This window comes from Hymenobacter ruricola, from assembly GCF_015694525.1.
Lineage (GTDB): Bacteria > Bacteroidota > Bacteroidia > Cytophagales > Hymenobacteraceae > Hymenobacter > Hymenobacter ruricola.
Genome location: NZ_JADQDM010000009.1, coordinates 129442 through 149583, shown reverse-complemented (window position 1 = coordinate 149583; position 20142 = coordinate 129442). Strand labels below are relative to the sequence as shown.

The window sequence follows — 20142 nt, the reverse complement described above, 5'->3', positions numbered from 1 at the left end:
ATGCCCGGTGGCTGGGCGGCTAGCCCACTGGCACCGTGCGAAAGTAGAGTCCCGCGCGGCCCCGGCCCCAACAATGGCAGCCAACGCCCCAGCCGGGGTAGTGAACAACCGCGTTTGGTAAGTGAACCGCGCCCGGGCCTACCGAAACTGGAACTGCTTCAGGAAGGCCTCGCGGTATTGCCGGCCCAGGGGCACGGCCTGGCCGGCCACGGTGGTTTCGGTATCCGAAAAACTCTCGACGCGCTGAATGTTGATGGCGAACGAGCGGTGCACCCGCACCAGTTGCGCAAAGTGCAGGCGCTCCAGCACGGCTCCCAGGGTAAGGCGCAGGGCGTATTTGCGGCTGGCCGTGACGAGGGTGGTGTAGGTGTTGTCGGCTTCGAGCAGCAGAATATCGGCCAGCGGAATGCGCACGAACTGGTTGTTGTCCTTGATGAACACGTGGCCTTCGAGCTGCAGAATGGTGTCGCGGGTGAGGGCGTCGGCGCTGGCGGCGGACTCGGCCGGGGCGGGCGCCGCGGGCCGCGCAATGGAGTGCAGCGCCAGGGCCAGCGCTGCCCGCAGGCTGGCCGCCGACACGGGCTTGGGCAAATACGCCGCCGGGGCCGTGGTCAGGGCCGCATCGAGGGTGGGCTGGTCGGCCAGGGCGGTGAGGTAGATGAGCGGCACCGGGCGCACGGCCAGCAGGCGCCGGGCGGTTTCGATGCCGTCCCAGGGGCCTTGCAGGTGAATGTCGCAGAGCACGCCGGCAATTTCCGGGTGCTGCCCAAACAACTCCAGCGCCCGCGGGCCACTGGCCGCGATGCCCACCACGCCGTAGCCTTCGGCCTGGATGGTGGCGCGCAGGTCGAGGGCCAGCACGGCTTCGTCTTCGATGATGAGGAGTTGGGCAGCAGGAGGCATACGGCGGGGGCCCGCACCAAGCGGGTTCCGAAAGTTACGAACGCGCCCCGGCTCACATACCACGGGCCAGCCGTTCGCATACCACGGGCGGGCGTCTGCTACTTTTTGTTGGCAGCGGGCCGCGCCAGGGGCACTTTTGAAGAAACCGACGGCGTGCGGCCTCGCGCACCGGCTTTGTCCGGCTCTGCAATGAAAACACTTCTCCGCTTCATCACAGTCCTTCCTTCTTTATGCCGCGCGGCCCTGCTGCTGGCGGCGGCCCTGGCCAGCGGCCCGGCCCTGGCCCAAAACGTGGGCATCGGCACCACCACGCCCTCGGCGACGCTCGACGTGCGCGGCACGCTCCGGCTGGGCGCAGCGACGGTCAACAACGGCACCGTGGGCCAGTTCGACGCCCCGTACGGCAGCAGCTTTTACAACAACCCCGGCCAGAGCTTCACCCCGCCGGCGGGGGCCACCATCACCAGCATCGACGTGTACGTGAACGGAGGCTCGGGCACGTTTCAACTCTTCCGGGGGGCGCCGGGCGGCACGGTGCTGGCCACAAAGTCTGTGGCCTACGCGGCGAACTACGGCCTCACCTCCGTGGTGCTCACCACACCCGTCATCACCACGGCCGGCACGTATTCCTTCAGCACCGGCCTGAGCAGCGCATATTCTCTCTACAACAACGACTCTTATCCCGACGGGATTTCTTACTCCGGCACCAGCGCCTTCTCGAACTCTGACCTGAAGTTTCTGCTTATGAAGAATAATTCTATACTGCTTTGGGCACCTCCTTTTTGCTGGCAATGCCCGGTATAACCCAATCCCGAACCAAGGGCAGCGCCCCGATGCTTCGTCATTTTTAAAGTAAATACGCTGCATTGGCTCTGGTGCCTTCCCGCACCGGCAACGACACGAATGTACTCACCGGCAGCGCGATACCGGATACCAACGGCTTCTGTAATTTTATTTATCCGGCGGGAGAGTTGGCGCCCGCAGCAGCTCCTTCGTAATTTTCCACGCTTGCATTTTCAGGTTATGACACAGAACTACTCTTTTCCCGCCCTGGCAACGGCCCTGCTGCTGGCTTCTGCCCCCGGCTTTGCCCAAACCCTCACCAACAACGGCGCCACCATCACGGTACAGTCGGGCGCGGTGCTCTCCGTGGAGGGTGGCGTGCTGAACAAGGCCGGCAGCGCCTTGCAAAACGACGGCACCCTGCAAACCACCGGCGACGTGGCCAACGCCGGCACCCTGAGCGGCGCCGGGCTGCTGCGCTTCACGGGCAGCGCCGACCAGCAGCTCACGCCCGGCGGCGCTGACCTGACCCGGCTGGAAGTGGCCAACACCGGCGCCGCCGGCGCCAACCGCGTGCTGCTGCGCGGCGACCTGAGTGTGAGCAACCAGCTACTGCTCAGCAGCGGCCTGCTCCGCACCGACCCCACCGTGACCCTCACCCTGCCCGACGGGGCCACGCTCAGCGGTGAGCAAACCGGCCGCTACGTGCAGGGCAACCTGAAAGTGGTGCGCGCGGCCGGCAGCGGCGTGCTCGATTTCGGCCACGGCGCCGCCCTCGACCGCACGGGCCTGGGCCAGGTGGCCATTACGCGCACCGCTGGCCTGCAAACGGATAACGTGAGCCGCGGCGTGAACTTCACCAACGCCGGCCTCAAAGGCATCGACCGCATCTGGGCCGTGGAAACGGCCGTGGCCCCGGCGGCGCCTGTGCCCGTGACGCTGCAGTGGCTCGCCGATGATGACAACGGCCTGACCAGCTTCGCCCAGGCCCAGGCCTGGCACGCCGATTTGGGCTCGGCGCTGTGGGGCCCGGCCAGCGGCCTGCAGGCCGCCACCGTGAGCGGCAGCAGCCGCAGCTTCTCCTTCAGTACGGCCGCGCTGGGCCGCCTCACTGTCAGCAACGCCGCCAACCCGCTGCCCGTTGAGTTGGCCCTGTTCACGGCCGAGCCCTTGGGCGAAAATGACGGCCTGTTGAAGTGGGCCACGGCCTCAGAGAAAAACAACGACCATTTCGAGGTGGAAGCCAGCGCCGACGGCAAGGCATTTGGGCGCATTGGCACGGTGAAGGGCCACGGCAGCACCACCCAGCCGCACGACTACCAGCTGGTTGATAAGAACCTAACCCGCTACGCCGCCGACGTGGTGTACTACCGCCTGCGCCAGGTCGACCAGGACGGCACGGCCAGCTACTCGCCCGTGCGCAACCTGAAGGTGGCCGCACCGCTCGGCCTCACGGCCGCCGCCTGGCCCAATCCCTTTGGCATCGGGGGCGCTTCGCTCAGCGTGCGCACGGCCAGCGCCGGCCCGGCCACCCTGCAGGTGCTCGATGCCCTGGGCCGGGCGCTGCTACGCCGCGCCCTGGAGCTGCCGGCCGGCCTCACCACCGTGGCTTTGCCCGAACTGGGCCAGCTGGCTACCGGGCCCTACGTGCTGCGCCTGGCGCAAGGCGGCCAGCAGGCCAGCCTGAAAGTGGTGCACGAGTAAGCGGCGGCGCGCGCACTGCTTCAATCCTTCGGGCGGAAACCGGCAGAAGTGCCGGTTTCCGCCCGACCTGTTTTCCAGGAAATCCTTTGCCTTAAGCTGCGTGTTTTCTGAGGCTAACACGCGCTTTATCCTTCCAAAAATCCGCTTAAATACGCAACAAATCTGGTTCAATCGGGAGCTAGCTTTGCGAGGCACTCACCCCATCAGCTTTATGAAAGTCCCTGATTCCCTCCAAGCTGAGCCATCCACTTCGGTGCTGGCTACCTCTCAGGGCCGCCAGCGCCTCGTCACAACGGCGCTGCGCCTCACCGAGAACACCGCGCTGGCCCCCAAGCAGTAAGAGCGCGCCCTGCTCAGCCAGTTCGTCATCGGCGAGCTGACCATCGACGAGGTCCTGCTGCGCCTCGAAGAAAACAACGCCGTCTGACCAAGCCTGCGCCAGGCCCGGCCGGCCACCTGCCCCAAGCGGCACCGGCAGCTTGCGCCAAAAACCAACATCGCCAAGCGTTACTCCTCCCCTTCCGGCGCCCGTAGCTGCAAGCCACCGTTGCGGGGCGGCTGCTTGTTCGGGATGGGCGCGAAGCGCGTTTCGCGCGGCTGCTTTTCGCTCAGGTATTTCCAGTAGCGCAGCGGCATGTGGCGGCGGTGCAGCTTCAGGTTTTTGCGCTCCGGAATGTTGACGTGGTCGAAATACGCCTGCCACAGCACTTTAAACAAGGGTTCGCGCTCATCGAGCACCGTGGCCGAGAGGCCGCTGGCTTTCGGCGCGGTGGCGGTTTCAAACTGCACCACGTCGGTGCGCGTGAGGTCGTAGTAGAGGCCGTAGTGGCGGCGACGGTCGTATATCAGCCAGCGCTGGTCGGCGTAGCGCGTGGTGAAGTGCGCGGCGATGAGCGGCAGCACGTCCATGTCGGGCTCGATGGTGGCGTGAAACAGCTCGTCCTGGGTTTTCTCGAAGCGCACGAAGGCTTCCATGCGGTGCTTTTCGCGGAACATCATCTGGGCCAGGCGCTGCACGCGGCGCACGTCGGCGTTGGCGTAGTTTTCGGCAATGTCGCGGTCGGCGCGCAACGCCAAGTCCACGTAGCGAAAAATGAGCATTTCCCGGTCCGCGTCCTCGCTCAAAAACACGTGGTAGAGGCGCGTGCGGGCCTCCGCGTCCATGGAGTTGGCCAGGCCTTCCCACACGCGGGCCGCCAGGGCTTCGCTGGTTTCGACGGGCGCGGGCGCGGCGAATAAGCCGCCCTGCACGCGGGCTTCGGGCTGAATGCTATTGGGTGACGCCTTGCGGTCGTACACGGTGAAAAGCACCGTCAGCAGCCCCTCAAAAGTGCCATCGTAGGTGTAATCCTGCGGCGGGCCTGTGAAGGGCGGCAGCGGCCGGCGCGGGGCTGCGCCGGCGGGCGCAGGTGCGGCCGACGGACGGCGGAGAGGGCGAATGTTTGCCAAGGCGATGGGTTGGATGGACGGCAGCAGGGCAAGAACGGTCCGGCTGCCCAGCTTCAAGTTCAGGTTTGTTCTTGCTGCTGATGCTTAAGAAACCGCAGCAGCAGCTCGTTTACTTCGGCGGGCATTTCGTGTTGCACCCAGTGGCTGGCGGGCAGGTAGGTCAGCTCGGCGTCATCGCAGTAAGCCAGGCTTTCCTGGGCAAGTTCGCGCCTCAAAAATGCGTCCCGCTCGCCCCAGATGATGCGGACGGGCACCGAAACCCGGCCCGTTTTGCCCAGCCGGCTGGCAAACCGCGCCGCGGCCCGGTACCAGTTTATCATGCTGCGCATGGCGCCGGGCTGAGCCCACGCCACCTCGTACCGGGCCAAATCGGCTGAGCTGAAGGTGCCCCGGCGGCTGGTGCCGCGCAACGCCTGCCGGGCAAAGCGCCAGCGGCGCAGCTTCACCAGCGCCTCGGGCAGCCACGGCAGCTGAAAGAAGAAAACGTACCAGCTTTTCAAGAGCTGGCCGGGCTTTCGCAGCAGGGCCCGGCCCAATACCCGCGGGTGCGGCACGTTCAGAATAGCCACCCGGCTGACGCGGCCGGGGCAATGCGCGGCCAGGTGCCAGGCCACCGCCGCGCCCCAATCGTGCCCGATGACGACGGCCGTTTCGCACCCGGCCGCGTCAATTAGCCCAACCACGTCGGCCGCCAGTTCGTCGATGACATAGCTGCGCACCCGGCGCGGCTTGTCGCTGAGGTTGTAGCCGCGCTGGTCGGGCGCCCACACGCGGTAGCCGGCATCGGCCAGCACCTCCAGCTGCTTGCGCCACGCGTACCAGAACTCGGGGAAGCCGTGCAGCAGCACCACCAACGGACCGGTTTCGGGGCCGCACCGGGCCACGTGCAGGCGCAGGCCGTTGGTGGCAATCAGGCTTTGTTCGAGCGGGTACGGCATGCTGGGGTGTACCGCGACGGTTGGGTGGAGGTTGCCAGCCCCGGTGTGGTTAAAGGTGCGGCGAGTGGCCCGTCAGTTGGTATTATACTCAACGTCGTACCTTGTGGGACAATTCCTATTCCATTCATTATATGGCCTTTTCGCTACGCTTTCTTTGCCTATTGGCGGCTTTTTTCATCACGATTGCGGCGCGAGCCCAAGCCCCGGCCTGGACGCGGGTAGCCACCGGCGCGCCCAACCCGGTGGCGGGCACCGTGGTGCCCCAGGCCAACGCGGCCGACGCCGCCGGCAACGTGTACGTGACCGGCTACTTCACGGGCCGGGTGGAAGTGGGCGGCTCCGTGGTAGAAAGCACGGGCGGCCAAGACGTCTTCGTGGCCAAATGGAACCCGACCACGGCGGCCTGGGTGTGGGTGCGCACCGCCGGCGGCGCCCGCGACGACCGCGCTTCGGCGCTGGCCGTGAGCGGCGGCAACGTGTACGTGGCGGGCTCGTTCGGCGCCACGGGCGCCAGCTTCGGCAGCACCACGCTGAGCAGCGCAGGCGGCCTCGATATGTTCGTGGCCAAGCTCAGCGACGCGGGCACCACGGCCACCTGGGGCTGGGCCGTTCGCGGCGGTGGCTCCGACGACGACGAACGGGCCGCTACTCTAACCGCGCGGGGCAGCAACGTGTACGTGGCCGGCGACTACAGCAGCGGCGATGCTGTGTTCGGCAGCACACCGTTGATAAAATACATCGGCCCGTCCAACGTATTCATCGCCAAGCTCACCGACGGCGGCAGTAGCGTGGCCTGGAACTGGGTGCAGAACATTCCCAACGGCGGGCTGACCTCGGCCGGCGGCCTGGGGGTGAGCAGCGGCGGCGTGTACCTCACGGGCACCTACACCGGCACGGCCTCCTTTGGCACCCGCAACCTCGTGCCGGTGGGCGCCACCGACGTGTACGTGGCCAAGCTCAACGACGCCAACGGGGCCTGGACCTGGGCCTACAGCGGCGGCGGAGCCCTCAACGACAACAGCACCGCGCTGGCCGTGACGGGCAACACCGTCTACATCGCGGGCGATTACAACAGCTACAATTTCCGGCTGGGCACCGCCGTCAGCCTGCCCGCCATCAGTAGCGCGGGCGCCGATGTGTTCGTGGCCAAGCTGACCGATGCCGGCACCACGGCCACCTGGAACTGGGCCAACCGCACCGTGGGCAATGGCTCCGACAAGGCCAATGGCCTGGCCATCGGCGCCGCGGGCACGGTGTACCTGGGCGGCACCATCCAGGGCACTTCGCTTGCGTTCAGTGGCTTGCCCACCCTGGCCAACACCGGCACCAACACGGCCGACGGCTTTGTGGCCCAGCTAACCGATGCCGGCGCCAGCAGCGCCTGGGCTTGGGCCCAGGCCAGCGGTGGCACCGACGAGGACAACCTCAACAGCATCGCGGCCAACGCCACCACGGTGTTTGTCACGGGCGTTTTGTTCAGCGCCACGGCCACTTTCGGCAGTGCCCTCAACTCGCCCCTGCAAACCGGTGGCCAAAACACCCTGGTAATGGGCGCCCTGAGCCCCACGGGCACCTGGCTGGCCGTGCAAAGCGTCAACCCCGGCGGCGCGTACTGGCCCGGGGCCGTGGCGTCCCTCCCCAGCGACGATGCCTACGTGACGGGCCGGTTCTCGGGGCGGGTTGATTTTGGCAGCACCCGCCTGGTCAGCCGGGGCCGCTACGACGTCTTCGTGGCCCGGTGGGACGCCCGCCGCGGCACCTGGGCCTGGGCCATCGGCGCGGGCGGGCCCGACTCCGATTCGGGCAGCGGCATCGCCCTCGGCCCTGATGGGGTGCTGGTGAGCGGCCTTGTGACTGGGGGGGCCAGCTTCGGCGGGATTACGGTGCCCAACCGAGGCAACAACGACGCCTTTGTGGCCAAAGTGAACGAAGCCTCCGGTGCGCCGGTCTGGGCCTGGGCCGTCTCGGGGGGCGGCAATTCGGACGAAGGCGCCGCCAAAGTGGCCGTCGATGGCCGCAACGTGTACTTAAGCGGGTTTTACACGGAAACGGCCACGTTTGGCACCACCGCGCTGCCCCGCGACGCCAACAACCGCGCCAACGGCTTCGTAACCAAGCTGCTCGACGGGGGCAACGCCGCCACCTGGGCCTGGGCCACGTCCTGCGCCAGCCCAAGCAACGACTATGTGTACGACGTGCTGGCCAGCGGCGGCAGCGTGTACGTGTGTGGCGGCTTCGGGGCGGCGACGGCCACCTTTGGCGGCCTGACCCTGACCAGCGCCGGCGCCAACGATGCTTACGTAGCCAAGCTGACCGACAACGGCAGCAGCGCCACCTGGGCCTGGGCCCTGCGCACGGGTGGCACCGGCACCGACGAAGCCATGGGCTTGGCCCTGAACGGCAACAACCTCTACGTGGCCGGCACCACCAACGGCCCCACCATCGACTTCGGCAGTACCAGGGTGCCCACGGCGGGGCAGAGCGACGTGTACGTGGCCAAAGTCAACCTGGCCGGCACCACCCCGACCTGGGCCTGGGGCGCGGTGGCCGGCAGCCCCACCAACGAGTCGGTGACGGACCTGGCGTTGCGCGGCAACAGCCTCTACGTCACGGGGTATTTCCAGGGACCGCTCAGCATTGGCGGCAGCGCGTTGGCCTACGCCGGGAGCAATGATGCCTTCCTGGCCAAGCTCATCGACAACGGCACCGCCGGCACCTGGGCCTGGGGCACGTCCGGTGGCGGCCCCCGGTCCGACGCGGGCCAGGGCGTGGCCGTCGGCAACCAGACCATTTACATGGCTGCCGCCCTCGACGGCCCGGCAACGTTCGGGCCCATCGCCGTGCCCAATACCGGAACCTCCGCCGCCCTGGCCACCATCGTTGACACCGCCCTGCCGCTGGCCATACAAGAGGGCCGGGCTGGCAGTGCGCCGTTGGCGCTGGCTCCTAACCCGGCGCTGGAGGCCGTGGCCATCACCCTGCCCGCTGCAGTGGAGGCCCGCGCCGTAACGGTGCTCGATGCCCTGGGGCGGACGGTGCGCCGCGCCACGCTGCCGGCCCTGGCCACCACGCTCACGCTGCCGGTGGCCGGCCTGGCGCCGGGGGTATACGTGGTGCGGGCCGGGGAAGCTTCCGGCCGCCTATTGATAGAATAGAGCAGGCTCCCGCCGCCCTCCTTACGCGGGGCGCGCTAAGCCTTTACGCCGCCTGCTGCGTGTTTTCTTGCAGTTGAGCCTGGTGCCGGGCGCGGGCTTCGTCGTGCATCTGGCGCACCAGCGGCATGAGCTCGCTGAGGCGGCACACGCAGGAAAGGCGGGCCACTTTGTCCGACGACTGCGTGACGGGAAGGGGCTGGTTTTGGCGGTGAATGACTTTCATGACAGAAAAAAAGATGTCGTGTTGCACGCCGCCCAGGCTGCTGCTTTTGGGCAGCGCAGGCAGGTTGTTCGAGAAAAGAGCGTCGTAGTTCATAGCAGCTAGGAAGCTTGGGCGAAAAGGTCGAGCTGTTGGGTGACGAGGGCCGAGCGCACCGAACCGGCGCCGAACAGAATCTGGCGGCGCACCTGCTGCTCGCTCAGCTCGCCGAGGATGGGCCGGTGCTCGCCCTCGCAGGTGAGGAAAAACTTGGCGCGCTTGAGCACCACGCCGAGCTGGCGCAGCGTCTCCATGTTCAGCTTGGCGAAGCGGCGGGCGGCCACAATGCGCTTGGCCGAGCGGGCGCCCACGCCGGGAATGCGCAGTATCATCTCGAAGTCGGCCGTGTTCACGTCCACCGGAAACACGTGGCGGTTGCGCAGGGCCCAGGCCAGCTTGGGGTCGATTTCCAGGTCGAGGTGCGGGTGCGCAGGGTCCAGGATTTCGTCGGCCTGGAAGCCGTAGAAGCGCATCAGCCAGTCGGTCTGGTACAGGCGGTGCTCCCGGATGACGGGCGGCTGCGTGACCTGCGGCAGGCGGGCGTCGTCGGTCACGGGGATGTAGCCGGAGTAGTACACGCGCTTCAGGCCGTAGCCCTGGTAGAGCGAGTCGGTGAGCTTGATGATTTGCAGGTCCGTCTCGGCGCTGGCGCCCACGATGAGCTGCGTCGTCTGGCCGGCAGTGGCGAAGTTGGGCACTTTCTTGAACAGCGCCTTTTCCTCTTTATTTTGGATGATGCCGTCCCGAATCTGGCTCATCGGGGTCAGGATTTCCTGGTAATTCTTCTCCGGGGCCAGCTGCGTGAGGGCCAGCTCCGAGGGCAGCTCGATGTTCACGCTGAGGCGGTCGGCGTAGAGGCCGGCCTCCTGAATCAGCTCTTCCGAAGCACCCGGAATGGTTTTGACGTGGATGTAGCCGTTGAACTTGTGCTCGGTGCGCAGCTTTTTCACGATGCGCACGAGGCGCTCCATGGTGTAGTCGGGGCTGCTGAAAATGCCGGAGCTCAGGAACAGCCCTTCGATGTAGTTGCGGCGGTAGAAGTTGATGGTGAGGTCCACCACCTCGTCGACGGTGAAGGCGGCGCGCTTCACGTCGTTGGAGCGGCGCGACACGCAGTAGGCGCAGTCGAAGATGCAGTGGTTGGTGAGCAGAATTTTCAGCAAACTCACGCAGCGGCCGTCCTCGGTGTAGCTGTGGCAAATGCCCATGCCTTCGGCGTTGCCCAGGCCTTTGTTCTCATTTTTGCGCTTGGCGCCGCTGCTGCTGCACGAAGCATCGTACTTCGCGGCATCGGCTAATATGCTTAGTTTCTCTTGAATGCGCTCGTTCATGAGGAAGGGCTGGCTTTCGGGCTTAAAAGTAATAGGCGGCGGCCGTAGCGGCAATATGTTCTAAGCTAATTTTTTTGGGAATAGTTTCTTTTTTCGGGAAAATAACCCGGTGCCATTGCGCCGGCTTTTAGCAAGCGCTGCCCGGCCCGGGCCCGGCCGGCCAACGGGCGGGGCTCCTTTTCGTATTTTGCAGCGTTGCGCCCCATTATGAGATTTCGCGGTTGGTTATTTTGGCTGTTTGTGTTGCTGGCCGGGGGCGTCCGGCCGGCGGCGGGGCAGGGCTTTGACCCGCGCTCGGCCGCACCGCCCGACTCCCTGAAGGCCGCCGCGGAAATCCTGCCCCACCGCGCCGACTCCCTGCGCCGCCGCTTCGACCAGGAGCGCCTCATCAGCCGGCTCAAGGCCTACTCGCGCCGCAAAACCATTGCCGGCCGCGCCCTGTCCGGGCTGTTCAACTTCACGCAGCGCCAGGAGGAGCAGGCCGGCCTCGATGCCGTGCTACTGAACCGGCAGTTCGACCAGCACAACTTCAAAATCGTGCGCCGCGTCGAGATTAAAACCCTCGACGCCTTCGGCTACAGCATCAGCGACTCCACGCGGGTGCCCCGCTCCTTCTGGGAAAAATCGGGCAACACGCTGCACATCAAAACGGCCCGCTCGCGCATCCGCCAAGTGCTGCTGTTCCGGCCGGGCCAGCCCCTGGAGCCCCAGGCCCTGGCCGAGTCGGAGCGCCTGCTGCGCACCACGCCCGAAATCCTGGACGCCCGCGTGCTGGTGAACGAGGCCAGCAGCACCCGCGACAGCGTCGACATCACGGTGCTCACCACCGACGTGTTCAGCATCACGGCGGGGTTTCAGCTGGGCTCGGCCACGGCGGGCATCGTCACGTTTGGCGACCAGAACTTCCTGGGCCAGGGCCACCAGCTCGAAAACAGCTACGAGTACGGCCGCGGCCTGAGCACCGACAACGGCGAAACCCCGCAGCAATGGTCGTACCAGGGCAGCTACACGGCCCCGTTTCGCAACTTCGTGTACGGCCAGGCGCGCTACCGCAACGAGAATAACTACCGCTCGGGCGGCGTCACGCTCAAGCGCGACTTTTACTCGCCCAGCGCCCGCTACGCCGGCGCCCTCAGCTTCGACAGCTACTCGCAGGACGTGGCCCTGGTGGCGCCGCCGCCCGGCCAGCCCTACGTGTATTACCCCCTGAAATCCCTGGTGCAGGACGCCTGGGTGGGCCGCGCGCTGCGCCTGCGCTCCTACGACCTGGGCTACGAAAACCCCGGCCGCGTGATTGTGGCCGCCCGCCTCATTCGCACCGACTACAGCGCCGTGCCGCGCCCCGCCCCCGACACCGGCCTCGAAACGCCCGACTACCACGACGGCACCCTGGCGCTGGGCACGGTGGGCTACTCCGTGCGGCGCTACTACAAGGACCGGTACCTGTTCGGTTTTGGCCGCACCGAAGACGTGCCCGCCGGCACCCTGCTCAGCCTCACGGCCGGCTACGACCTGAACCGCGTGGTGCCCCGCCGCTACCTGGGCGCGCGCGTGGCGGCGGCGGGCTTCAGCACCCGCAGCGGCTACCTCTACGGCGCCGTGGACGTGGGCGCCTTCCAGCGCCTCGACCAAAGCCGGGCCTGGGAGCAGGGCGTGCTTTCCACCGAGCTCACGTCGTTCACGCGGCTCTACCACCTGGGCAACTGGCAGTACCGGCACTTTCTCAGCAGCCGCGGCACCATCGGCCTCAACCGCCGCCCCGGCGACCTGCTCCAGGGCATCACCAACGAGCGGGGCCTGCGGGGCTTTTCGCCGGCTTTTCCCGTGCTGGCCACCAGCCGCTTCGTGGTCAACTACGAAACCACGCTGTTCACGCCCCTGTCGCTGCTGGGCTTCCGGCTGGCCGGCCTCGCCTTTGCCGACGCGGCCTGGGTGAGCGAGCAGCCGCGCGGGGGCTCGCCGTTTCGGGGGGCGCCCTACATGGGGTTTGGGCTGGGGGTGCGCTTCCGCAACGAGTTCACGGCCCTGCGCACCTTCCAGGTGTTGCTGGGCTACTACCCGCGCGGCCTCACCGCGCCCAACGGCGTGCGGCTATTCGAGTCGGCCCGCGAAACGGTCACCTTCACCGATTTCGGCCTGGGCGCCCCCGGCACCGCCCTTTATCAGTAGGGCCGCCCCCTCGGCGTAGGGCCGCCCCCTCGGCGGACGCCCAACCGCACAAAAAAGCCCTGCCCAATAACTGGGCGGGGCTTTTTGCTATCACCTAATATAATAATTAAAGCACTTGGTAAAACACGGAAATGGTATAGAATAGAGGGATAAAGTGGCTTCTCCGGGCTAGCGCGGCTCGGAGAAGGCCGGACAATAGAGGTAGCAGTGCGCTGGTTTTTAATTTAAAAGAGCGGCGGCCGGGCTTAGCGGTCGGCGGTGAAGGCGATGGGAATGGTGCAGGCCACGCGCACGGGCTGCCCGTTCACGCGGGCGGGCTCCCAGGGCGGCATCAGCCACACCAGGCGCAGGGCTTCGTCGTTGAGGCCGTTGCCGGGGCCGCTGATGACGTGGGCATCGGTCACCTTGCCCTGGGCGCTCAGAATGAAATTGACGTAGACTTTGCCCGACACGCGGCGCTGCAGTGCCAGCTGCGGGTAACGAATGGACTTGGCGAGGTAGGCCGAAAAGGCTTTGTCGCCGCCCACGAACTGGGGCCGCACTTCGGGGTTGATGAACACCGAATCGGGGCTGAAAGTGGGCGCGGCGGGCGTCTTGGCCGCTGCGGCCGGCACCGGGGCCGCCGAGGCGGTGGCGGGGCCGGCGGGCAGTGCGGCGTAGCCCCGGGCCTGCCCGTGGCCTTGAACGGAGGCCAGCAACCCAACCAGGCCAACGAGAGAAAGGAAGCGTAAAGAATGCATCACGAGCAGTTGGGATAAGGAGGTAGATACTAGCGGGACTGGGCGCCCGCCTGCCGCAACTAACGAATTAAAGGTACGAATTGTTTTTGAATAAAAATTGTCTTTTCGGCATAATTATGATTTTGCTATCCGAAAGCGGCAAACCACTGGCTAAATGCACTTATTATAGGACGGACGGTTATAAATCTTTCATAAAGCGCCTGTAGGGGCTCTACTACTATGACAAAGGTAAAGGCTTTTGGCACTATGCAAATATCACCGGTGTTAATTTTCTAAAAAATTTTGTTTAACAATTTCAAGATTATTCAGAATGAGACTTTGAATACCGAATCAAGTCATAGCTTTGCAATCGTAAATCGACGATAAGCAAAGGAACTAGCTATGGCCACGCACAAACGGGAGGAGTTCACGGCCGAGGAGCAGGAGCTGGCGGCCGTGGCCAAGGCGCTGGGGCACCCGGCGCGGGTGGCCATTGTGCGGCTGCTGGCCCGGCGCCGGGCCTGCGTGTGCGGCGAGCTGGTGCTGGAGCTGCCCCTGTCGCAGAGCACCGTGTCGCAGCACCTCAAGGAGCTGAAGGCGGCCGGGCTGGTGCAGGGCGAGGTGGACGGGCCCCGCGTGTGCTACTGCCTCTCGCCCACTGGCTGGGCCCGGGCCCGGCAGCTGCTCGATGGCCTGCTGGCCGAGTTGCCGGCCGCCGATTACGCCTGCTGAAATCATCCTTTCGTGCTTTAACCAAACTCAGCTATGAACATCTCCGAAATGAAGCAGGCCCTGGCGGGCCTAGCGGCCGTTACATTCCGCTTGCCGGACGGCACTTACCTGCCGGCCCATTTCCACGTGACGGAAGTGGGGCGGGTGAGCAAGCATTTCATCGACTGCGGCGGCGTGGAGCGCCGCGAAACCGTGGCCAACTTCCAGCTGTGGGAGGCCGGCGACTACGACCACCGCTTGGCGCCGCAGAAACTCCTGCACATCCTGCAGCTCTCGGAGCGGATTCTGGGCCCGGAGGACCTGGCCATTGAAGTGGAGTACCAGCAGGCCACCATCGGCAGGTTTGGGCTGGACTTCGACGGCACCGACTTCGTGCTGACCGCGAAGCACACCGCATGCCTGGCCCAGGACGCCTGCGGCATTCCGGCCGATTTGCTGGCCTTGCCGCAGGTGCAGGCGGCGGGCTGCGCGCCGGGCGGCGGGTGCTGCTGAATGGACCGTAGCGGCGTAGCGCGAACTTTGTAGTTCGCGTCCCCGGCGGATGCCCGAACGACCACCGAACGGCGCGGGGACGCGGACTGCAAAGTCCGCGCTACTCTCTTCTTCAATTGAAACCCCTATGCCTGACAAGAAAAACGTGCTGGTGCTGTGCACCGGCAACTCCTGCCGCAGCCAGCTGTTGCACGGCTACCTGCAGCAACTGCTGGGCGAGCGCGCCGCCGTGTACAGCGCCGGCGTGGAAGTGCACGGCCTGAACCCGCGCGCCGTGCGCGTGATGGCCGAGGACGGCGTCGACCTTTCGCAGCACACCAGCAACCACGTGGACGAGTACGCCCACGTGCCCTTCGACTACGTGCTGACCGTGTGCGACCACGCCCGGGAGGCGTGCCCGGTGTTTCCCTCCACCGCCCGGCAGCTGCACCACAACTTCCCCGACCCGGCCAGAGCCACGGGCAGCGAGGAGGAAATTATGGACCAGTTTCGGGCCGTGCGCGAGCAGGTGAAAGCCTACGCCCACGACTTCGTGCGGGCACAGTTCCAAACGACGTAAGGACGGGGCTGGTCCGCGCTCACCGTTGGAAAAAATTGGGTTGGCCTAACTCCAAGCGGGGCCGGGCTTCGTAGTTTGCGCAACGACGGGCGGGGGCCAGCCCCGCCCCTACGCCTTTTCATGAGCCTACTTCCGATGACGGCCGCGCACTGGCCGGCCGTGCGCGCCATTTACGCCGAGGGGCTGGCCACCGGTCAGGCCACCTTCGCCACCGAGCTGCCCACCTGGGATGCCTGGGACGCCGGCCACCTGCCCGCCTGCCGGCTGGTGGCCGCGGCCGACGACGCCCCGGACCAGCTGCGGGGCTGGGCGGCCCTCTCGCCGGTGTCGAGCCGCTGCGTGTACGGCGGCGTGGCCGAGGTGAGCATCTACATCGCGGCCGCCGCGCGGGGGCAGGGCGTGGGCCGGGCGCTGCTGGCGGCGCTGGTGGCCGAGTCGGAACGGCAAGGCCTGTGGACGCTGCAAGCCGGTATTTTCCCCGAGAACGCGGCCAGTGTGCGCCTGCACGAGGCGGCCGGCTTTCGGCTGGTGGGCCGGCGCGAGCGGATTGGGCAGCTGCGCGGGCACTGGCGCGACACCCTGCTGCTGGAGCGCCGCAGCGCCACGGTGGGCACCACGGATACTCTTTCGGCCTGATGCAACCAACCCTCCGAACCTGCCTGCTGGCCGAAGTGCTGGGCACGGCCATTTTGTTGATTTTTGGGACGGGCGCGGCGGTGGTCGATGCCCAGACGCACGCGCTGGGGCACGGCGGCGTGGCCGCGGCCTTTGGGCTGGTGGTGTTCATCCTCATCCAGAGCCTGGGCGAAACCAGCGGCGCCCACGTGAACCCGGCCGTGACCGTGGCCTTCTGGGCCATGGGGCGGTTTGAGGGGCGGCGGGTGCTGCCCTACGTGCTGGCCCAGCTAGCCGGCGCGGCCCTGGGCAGCTTTTTGGTGAAACTGATAGCCACCCCGGGCTCCGACCTCGGGGCCACGCTGCCGGCACACGGCGCCGGGCAGGCGCTGGGCATCGAGACGTTCCTCACGTTCTGGCTGATGCTGGTGATTTTTCGGGTCACTTCGGGCTCGAAGGAAGTGGGCATTCTGGCGGGGCTGGCCATCAGCAGCACGGTGGCGCTGGAGGCGCTGGTGGCCGGCCCGCTCACGGGTGCCAGCATGAACCCGGCCCGCTCACTGGCCCCCGCCCTGCTCAGCGGGAACTGGACCGATTGGTGGGTGTATATAATAGGCCCGGTGGCCGGCGCGCTGCTGGCCGTGGCCGTGGACAGGGGGCTGCAACTACGCCGAACGGAGTAGCGCGGACTTTGTAGTCCGCGTGCCCGCGCCGGTTGAATTGTTCGGGTGTCCGCCGGGGACGCGGACTGCAAAGTCCGCGCTACTGCGCGCTACAAAAGAAGCCCCCGGCGCCAGGCACCGGGGGCTTTTGGTTTCAGCCATTACCGCAGAGTTAGCCCGGCAGCTCCGAGCGGCGCTGCGCGATGCCGGCCAGCACCGCCGTGAGCCGGTCAACCTGGTCCTGCACCTGGGCGGCATCGACGGTGGCCAGGAAACGGTCGGTGCCGGCGCGAACCGGGCACTTGGTGGCTTCCAAAACCGCGCCAGCGCCGGGGTTGCCGAGGGGCTTTTTCTGGCGGCGAAACGGCCGGCGGCCCCCCCCTGCCCCGGCTCTTGCCCCTGCAGTATTTATTTTTTTGAGTATTGTGATGGGAGTGGCGCAATGGGCTGTACCTTACCCGCCTACTTCACCATTTTCACTTCTCTACTCCACATGAAACACATGCTACCCACTGGCGGCTTACCCGCCGTGTTCCTCCAAGCCCTGCTCGCCGTTGGTTTGGCAGCGGGGGGGGGGGCTAACGGCCCGGGCGCAGGCCCCGGCCGCGCTCGCCGGCCCGGCCGCGATTCAGTGCCGGCCCAGCGCGGCCACCACCGGCAACCTGCTGAGCAACTCCAATTTCGAGTCGCTGCTTAACTGCACGGTGGTGCAGCCCCGCAACATGGCCAACTCTTCCACCTCGAAGCTGTGCTTTTGGTGGGACCAGAACAACACGGCGTCCGACCCGTTCAACGCCTGCGCCACCGGCAACGCGCAACCGGATACTGCGCGCTACGGCGTGCCCGATAACCTGTATGGCAGCCAGGCGGCCCGCTCGGGCAACGGCTACGTGGGCTTCCGGGCCTACGCCCGCTACGGCAACAACGGCAGCCCCGTGGTGGAGCACCGCTCCTATGCCGGCACGCCCATCACCACGCCCCTGGCGGCCGGCCGCCTCTACTACGCCGAGTACTGGGTGAGCCTGGCCGATGCCTCGGCCAGCCGCGTGAGCAGCCTGGGCATGGCCCTCTCGCGGCAATACCCCGCCCAGACCACCGACGGGCTCCTGACCCAAGTAGACCAGGTGGTGAACGACAACGCCGCCGTGCTGGACGACCGCGCCGGCTGGCAGCGGGTGCGGGGGCTGTTTGCGGCCGCGGGCGGCGAGCAGTATTTCACCATCGGCTACTTCGAGCCGGCCGCCTTCATCACCTTCGTGCCGGGCGCCACCACCAACCCCCAGGCCCCGGCCGTGCGGCCCGACGTGCAGTACTACGCCGACGACGCCCTGCTGGTGCAAGTGCCCCAGGCGGGGCCGGACTTTGTGACCGATTGCGGCAAGAGCGTGACCCTGCCCGTGGACGGGCTGGCCCTGCCCGCCGGTGTGGGCGCCACTTACCGGTGGACGTCGAGCACCGACCCCACCTTCTCGTCCGCTACCCTGCAAACCACCGTGCCGGTGCTCCCCGCCACCCTGCCCACCGTGTATACCCTCACGGTGACGCTGCCCGGCCAGGGCACCACCCAAAGCCAGGTGACGATGAACGTGCGGTGCTGCATCACCCCCGGCACCGGCTTCGCAATGACGGTGCTGGACCAGGGCAACTACACGGCCCAGGACCTGCAGCTGCAACCCAACACCAACTACTACGTGCCCCTGAACCTGCGCCTGACGCAGGGCGTGTTCACGCTGCCCGAGAGCAGCACCCTATACCTGGGGCAGGACGTGTCGGTGTTCGTAGACGACCAGGCCACCCTGGAGCTGGCCGGCGGCCACCTCACGGCGGCCTGCTCCCACATGTGGGACGGGGTGTACGTGCGCGCCGGGGGCAACCTGCTCAGCCACCCCGGCCCCGGTGGCGGCCGGCCCGGCATTGCCCACAGCTTGCAGGGCGTGGTGTTTCTGGAAGCGCAGCCCACGCCCCTGCAACTGGCCGATACGGATTTTCTGTTCAACTACCAGAGCATTACGTTTCAGGACCTGCAACAGGGTGACCGCCAGGGCCGCGTGACCGGCTGCACCTTCGACTCGGCCCCGCTGGGCATGTTGCCGCCCTACCAGTACCAGTCGGCCACGGACTTCTCCTACAGCCTGCGGCACGTGGCCGTGCTGGACGCGCGCCTGTGGGACAACATCGCCTTCGACGGCAACCAGCTCAAGCGCGGCATGTTCGGGGTATTCGCCGCGGGCGCCTCGGTCTTGTCCCCGCTGACCAACAATCGGTTTGAAAACAACTACGTGGCCGGGGTATGCACCGACGGGGCCAGCGTCGTCATGTTTCCCCTGACCGGCAACACCTTCCAGCTGCCCACGGCGGCCGTGCACGATGCCAACCCGCCCCAGCTGGCCGCCGCCTATGCCCAGGCGCCCAGCAGCTCGCCGGAAGAAACCTACGGCGTGCTCGCCAACGGGCAGATTGCCACCGCCCAAGGCAACCAGTTCAGCGGCCCGGCGGTGCTGCGCCTGAATGATTTCCCGGTGCACTACCGGCAGGTGGGCATCAGCGCCACCGCCTTTCCCAACACCAACTCCCTGCCGCGCAACAACTACTTCACCAACCTCTACGAGGGCCTGCGCCTGCAGCTGAAAGTCGACGGTTCCATCACCGAAAACCAGTTCGAGGGGTGCGTCTACGGCATTCACCTGGTGGGGCCCGGCGCCCCGGGCTACGGCCCGAACTACCGGGTGCAGTTGCAATGCAACACCTTCGTGTGGCCGGCGGCCTCCCGGTTTGGCAGCGCCAGCTACCCGCGCGGCATTTTCATCGACGCCAACTACCAAGTGACGCTGACGGGAGCGGTGCCCAATGCGACCCCTCCTAGCCTAGCCGCAACCCTGCTGAAAAACTACTTTGTCAATTATAATACGCCCTATATTACAGACGTGTGGAATGACCCGTCCAATGCGCCGTTTGCCTACGATACATTTTTTGATGTAGCCAACGGCAATCAATTTGGTATGGCCCCCTTGACGACTGTCAATGTGATTGTCTCGTCGCAGGGAAACATTCCTATTACGTCAAGTAACGACTGTGCCAATGACGGATACCCCAATGCTGGCATTCAAGCCCGCACCACACCCAATCCGCCGAAGGGTAAACCAGTGACTATCCCAACTGCCAGCAATACCCTAGAATCACTCGCCCCCAATCCCGCCTCGGACCGCATCGTGCTTCGCTACCACCTCACCCTAACGGATGCTGACCAACCTGCGGCCATAGTGGTGCGTTCCCTGCTCAACGGCGCCGTAGTGCAGGAACTGCCACTATCAGCCGCCGGCACCGAAGCCACGCTGCCCACGCAGGCGCTGCCCAACGGGGTGTACGCCGTGAGTTTGCTCGTCAATGGCCGGACTGTCGCCACCCGTCGCTTATTGGTCAACCACTAATCTACCCGTCCTCATGAAACCCTTTCGCCTTCTACCCGGACCCTTGATGGCCGGGCTCCTGTTACTCGTGGCCGGGCTCCGCGCCCAAGCCCAACTACCACTCTGGCAGCACAGCTACCGAAGCGGGTTCTTAACTGAAACTGCCAATTATTATACTAGCTCCGCCAAGCTAGGCCCAAACCTGTACGTGCACGCTGGTTCGGTCGATGTTTCCGGTCAGTTGCATCCTTATTTTCTCTACACC

18 protein-coding genes are annotated in these 20142 nt (G+C 66.1%); 11 read left to right on the top strand and 7 right to left on the bottom strand.

Annotated features, from left to right (window positions below; translation table 11 throughout):
- Positions 1 to 138: 138 nt before the first annotated feature.
- Positions 139 to 903 carry a LytR/AlgR family response regulator transcription factor gene (locus I2H31_RS17075; RefSeq protein WP_196294259.1) on the bottom strand — a complete coding sequence of 255 codons (765 nt, stop codon included), beginning with the start codon at positions 901 to 903 and terminating at the stop codon, positions 139 to 141.
- Positions 904 to 1092: 189 nt separating this feature from the next.
- Here I2H31_RS17075 and I2H31_RS17070 point away from each other — a divergent pair, with 189 nt between their 5' ends.
- The 3 genes from I2H31_RS17070 (at position 1093) to I2H31_RS25505 (ending at position 3730) form a co-directional block, all read left to right on the top strand.
- Entirely contained in the window at positions 1093 to 1707 is a 615-nt protein-coding gene (locus I2H31_RS17070; RefSeq protein WP_196294258.1) for a hypothetical protein, read from the top strand.
- A gap of 219 nt (positions 1708 to 1926) precedes the next feature.
- Entirely contained in the window at positions 1927 to 3390 is a 1464-nt protein-coding gene (locus I2H31_RS17065; protein WP_196294257.1) for a T9SS type A sorting domain-containing protein, read from the top strand.
- 211 nt (positions 3391 to 3601) lie between these two features.
- A complete protein-coding gene (locus tag I2H31_RS25505) occupies positions 3602 to 3730 on the top strand; it encodes a hypothetical protein (RefSeq protein ID WP_262895794.1) in 129 nt (42 codons plus the stop codon).
- A gap of 167 nt (positions 3731 to 3897) precedes the next feature.
- On the opposite strand, the gene I2H31_RS17060 is transcribed toward I2H31_RS25505, so the two are convergent.
- On the bottom strand, positions 3898 to 4839 hold the full coding sequence (locus I2H31_RS17060) for a TIGR03915 family putative DNA repair protein (protein ID WP_230687885.1): 942 nt from the start codon (positions 4837 to 4839) through the stop codon (positions 3898 to 3900).
- Between the two features lie 59 nt (positions 4840 to 4898).
- Positions 4899 to 5777, bottom strand: coding sequence for an alpha/beta fold hydrolase (locus tag I2H31_RS17055; RefSeq protein ID WP_196294256.1), 879 nt, complete (start codon positions 5775 to 5777; stop codon positions 4899 to 4901).
- Between the two features lie 131 nt (positions 5778 to 5908).
- On the opposite strand from I2H31_RS17055, the gene I2H31_RS17050 reads away from it, so the two are divergent.
- Positions 5909 to 8932: a T9SS type A sorting domain-containing protein gene (locus tag I2H31_RS17050; protein ID WP_196294255.1), complete on the top strand. Its 3024-nt coding sequence runs from the start codon at positions 5909 to 5911 to the stop codon at positions 8930 to 8932.
- Positions 8933 to 8975: 43 nt separating this feature from the next.
- On the opposite strand, the gene I2H31_RS17045 is transcribed toward I2H31_RS17050, so the two are convergent.
- Both I2H31_RS17045 and I2H31_RS17040 read right to left on the bottom strand, forming a co-directional pair.
- On the bottom strand, positions 8976 to 9248 hold the full coding sequence (locus tag I2H31_RS17045) for a hypothetical protein (RefSeq protein ID WP_196294254.1): 273 nt from the start codon (positions 9246 to 9248) through the stop codon (positions 8976 to 8978).
- Between the two features lie 5 nt (positions 9249 to 9253).
- Positions 9254 to 10522, bottom strand: a complete 1269-nt coding sequence (locus tag I2H31_RS17040; RefSeq protein WP_196294253.1) for a putative DNA modification/repair radical SAM protein — start codon at positions 10520 to 10522, stop codon at positions 9254 to 9256.
- A gap of 207 nt (positions 10523 to 10729) precedes the next feature.
- Between I2H31_RS17040 and I2H31_RS17035 the strand changes: the two genes are divergently transcribed.
- Positions 10730 to 12691 carry a BamA/TamA family outer membrane protein gene (locus I2H31_RS17035; protein WP_196294252.1) on the top strand — a complete coding sequence of 654 codons (1962 nt, stop codon included), beginning with the start codon at positions 10730 to 10732 and terminating at the stop codon, positions 12689 to 12691.
- Between the two features lie 245 nt (positions 12692 to 12936).
- On the opposite strand, the gene I2H31_RS17030 is transcribed toward I2H31_RS17035, so the two are convergent.
- The gene (locus I2H31_RS17030) at positions 12937 to 13431 is read right to left on the bottom strand and encodes an energy transducer TonB (protein ID WP_230687896.1); all 495 of its coding nucleotides are present in this window, start codon (positions 13429 to 13431) and stop codon (positions 12937 to 12939) included.
- A 381-nt stretch (positions 13432 to 13812) separates the two neighbouring features.
- Between I2H31_RS17030 and I2H31_RS17025 the strand changes: the two genes are divergently transcribed.
- The 5 genes from I2H31_RS17025 (at position 13813) to I2H31_RS17005 (ending at position 16491) form a co-directional block, all read left to right on the top strand.
- Positions 13813 to 14142: an ArsR/SmtB family transcription factor gene (locus tag I2H31_RS17025; RefSeq protein WP_196294250.1), complete on the top strand. Its 330-nt coding sequence runs from the start codon at positions 13813 to 13815 to the stop codon at positions 14140 to 14142.
- Positions 14143 to 14175: 33 nt separating this feature from the next.
- Complete coding sequence (locus I2H31_RS17020; RefSeq protein WP_196294249.1) at positions 14176 to 14634, top strand: DUF6428 family protein; 459 nt, start codon at positions 14176 to 14178, stop codon at positions 14632 to 14634.
- A gap of 127 nt (positions 14635 to 14761) precedes the next feature.
- The gene (locus I2H31_RS17015) at positions 14762 to 15193 is read left to right on the top strand and encodes an arsenate reductase ArsC (protein ID WP_196294248.1); all 432 of its coding nucleotides are present in this window, start codon (positions 14762 to 14764) and stop codon (positions 15191 to 15193) included.
- Between the two features lie 120 nt (positions 15194 to 15313).
- Positions 15314 to 15829, top strand: coding sequence for a GNAT family N-acetyltransferase (locus I2H31_RS17010; protein ID WP_196294247.1), 516 nt, complete (start codon positions 15314 to 15316; stop codon positions 15827 to 15829).
- Entirely contained in the window at positions 15829 to 16491 is a 663-nt protein-coding gene (locus tag I2H31_RS17005; RefSeq protein WP_196294246.1) for an MIP/aquaporin family protein, read from the top strand. Before I2H31_RS17010 ends, I2H31_RS17005 begins: the two co-directional genes overlap by 1 nt.
- 151 nt (positions 16492 to 16642) lie before the next feature.
- Here I2H31_RS17005 and I2H31_RS17000 read toward each other — a convergent pair whose 3' ends face one another.
- Positions 16643 to 16786, bottom strand: a complete 144-nt coding sequence (locus I2H31_RS17000) for a hypothetical protein (RefSeq protein WP_196294245.1) — start codon at positions 16784 to 16786, stop codon at positions 16643 to 16645.
- A gap of 238 nt (positions 16787 to 17024) precedes the next feature.
- On the opposite strand from I2H31_RS17000, the gene I2H31_RS16995 reads away from it, so the two are divergent.
- Positions 17025 to 19898 carry a hypothetical protein gene (locus tag I2H31_RS16995; RefSeq protein WP_196294244.1) on the top strand — a complete coding sequence of 958 codons (2874 nt, stop codon included), beginning with the start codon at positions 17025 to 17027 and terminating at the stop codon, positions 19896 to 19898.
- The last annotated feature ends 244 nt before the right edge of the window (positions 19899 to 20142 follow it).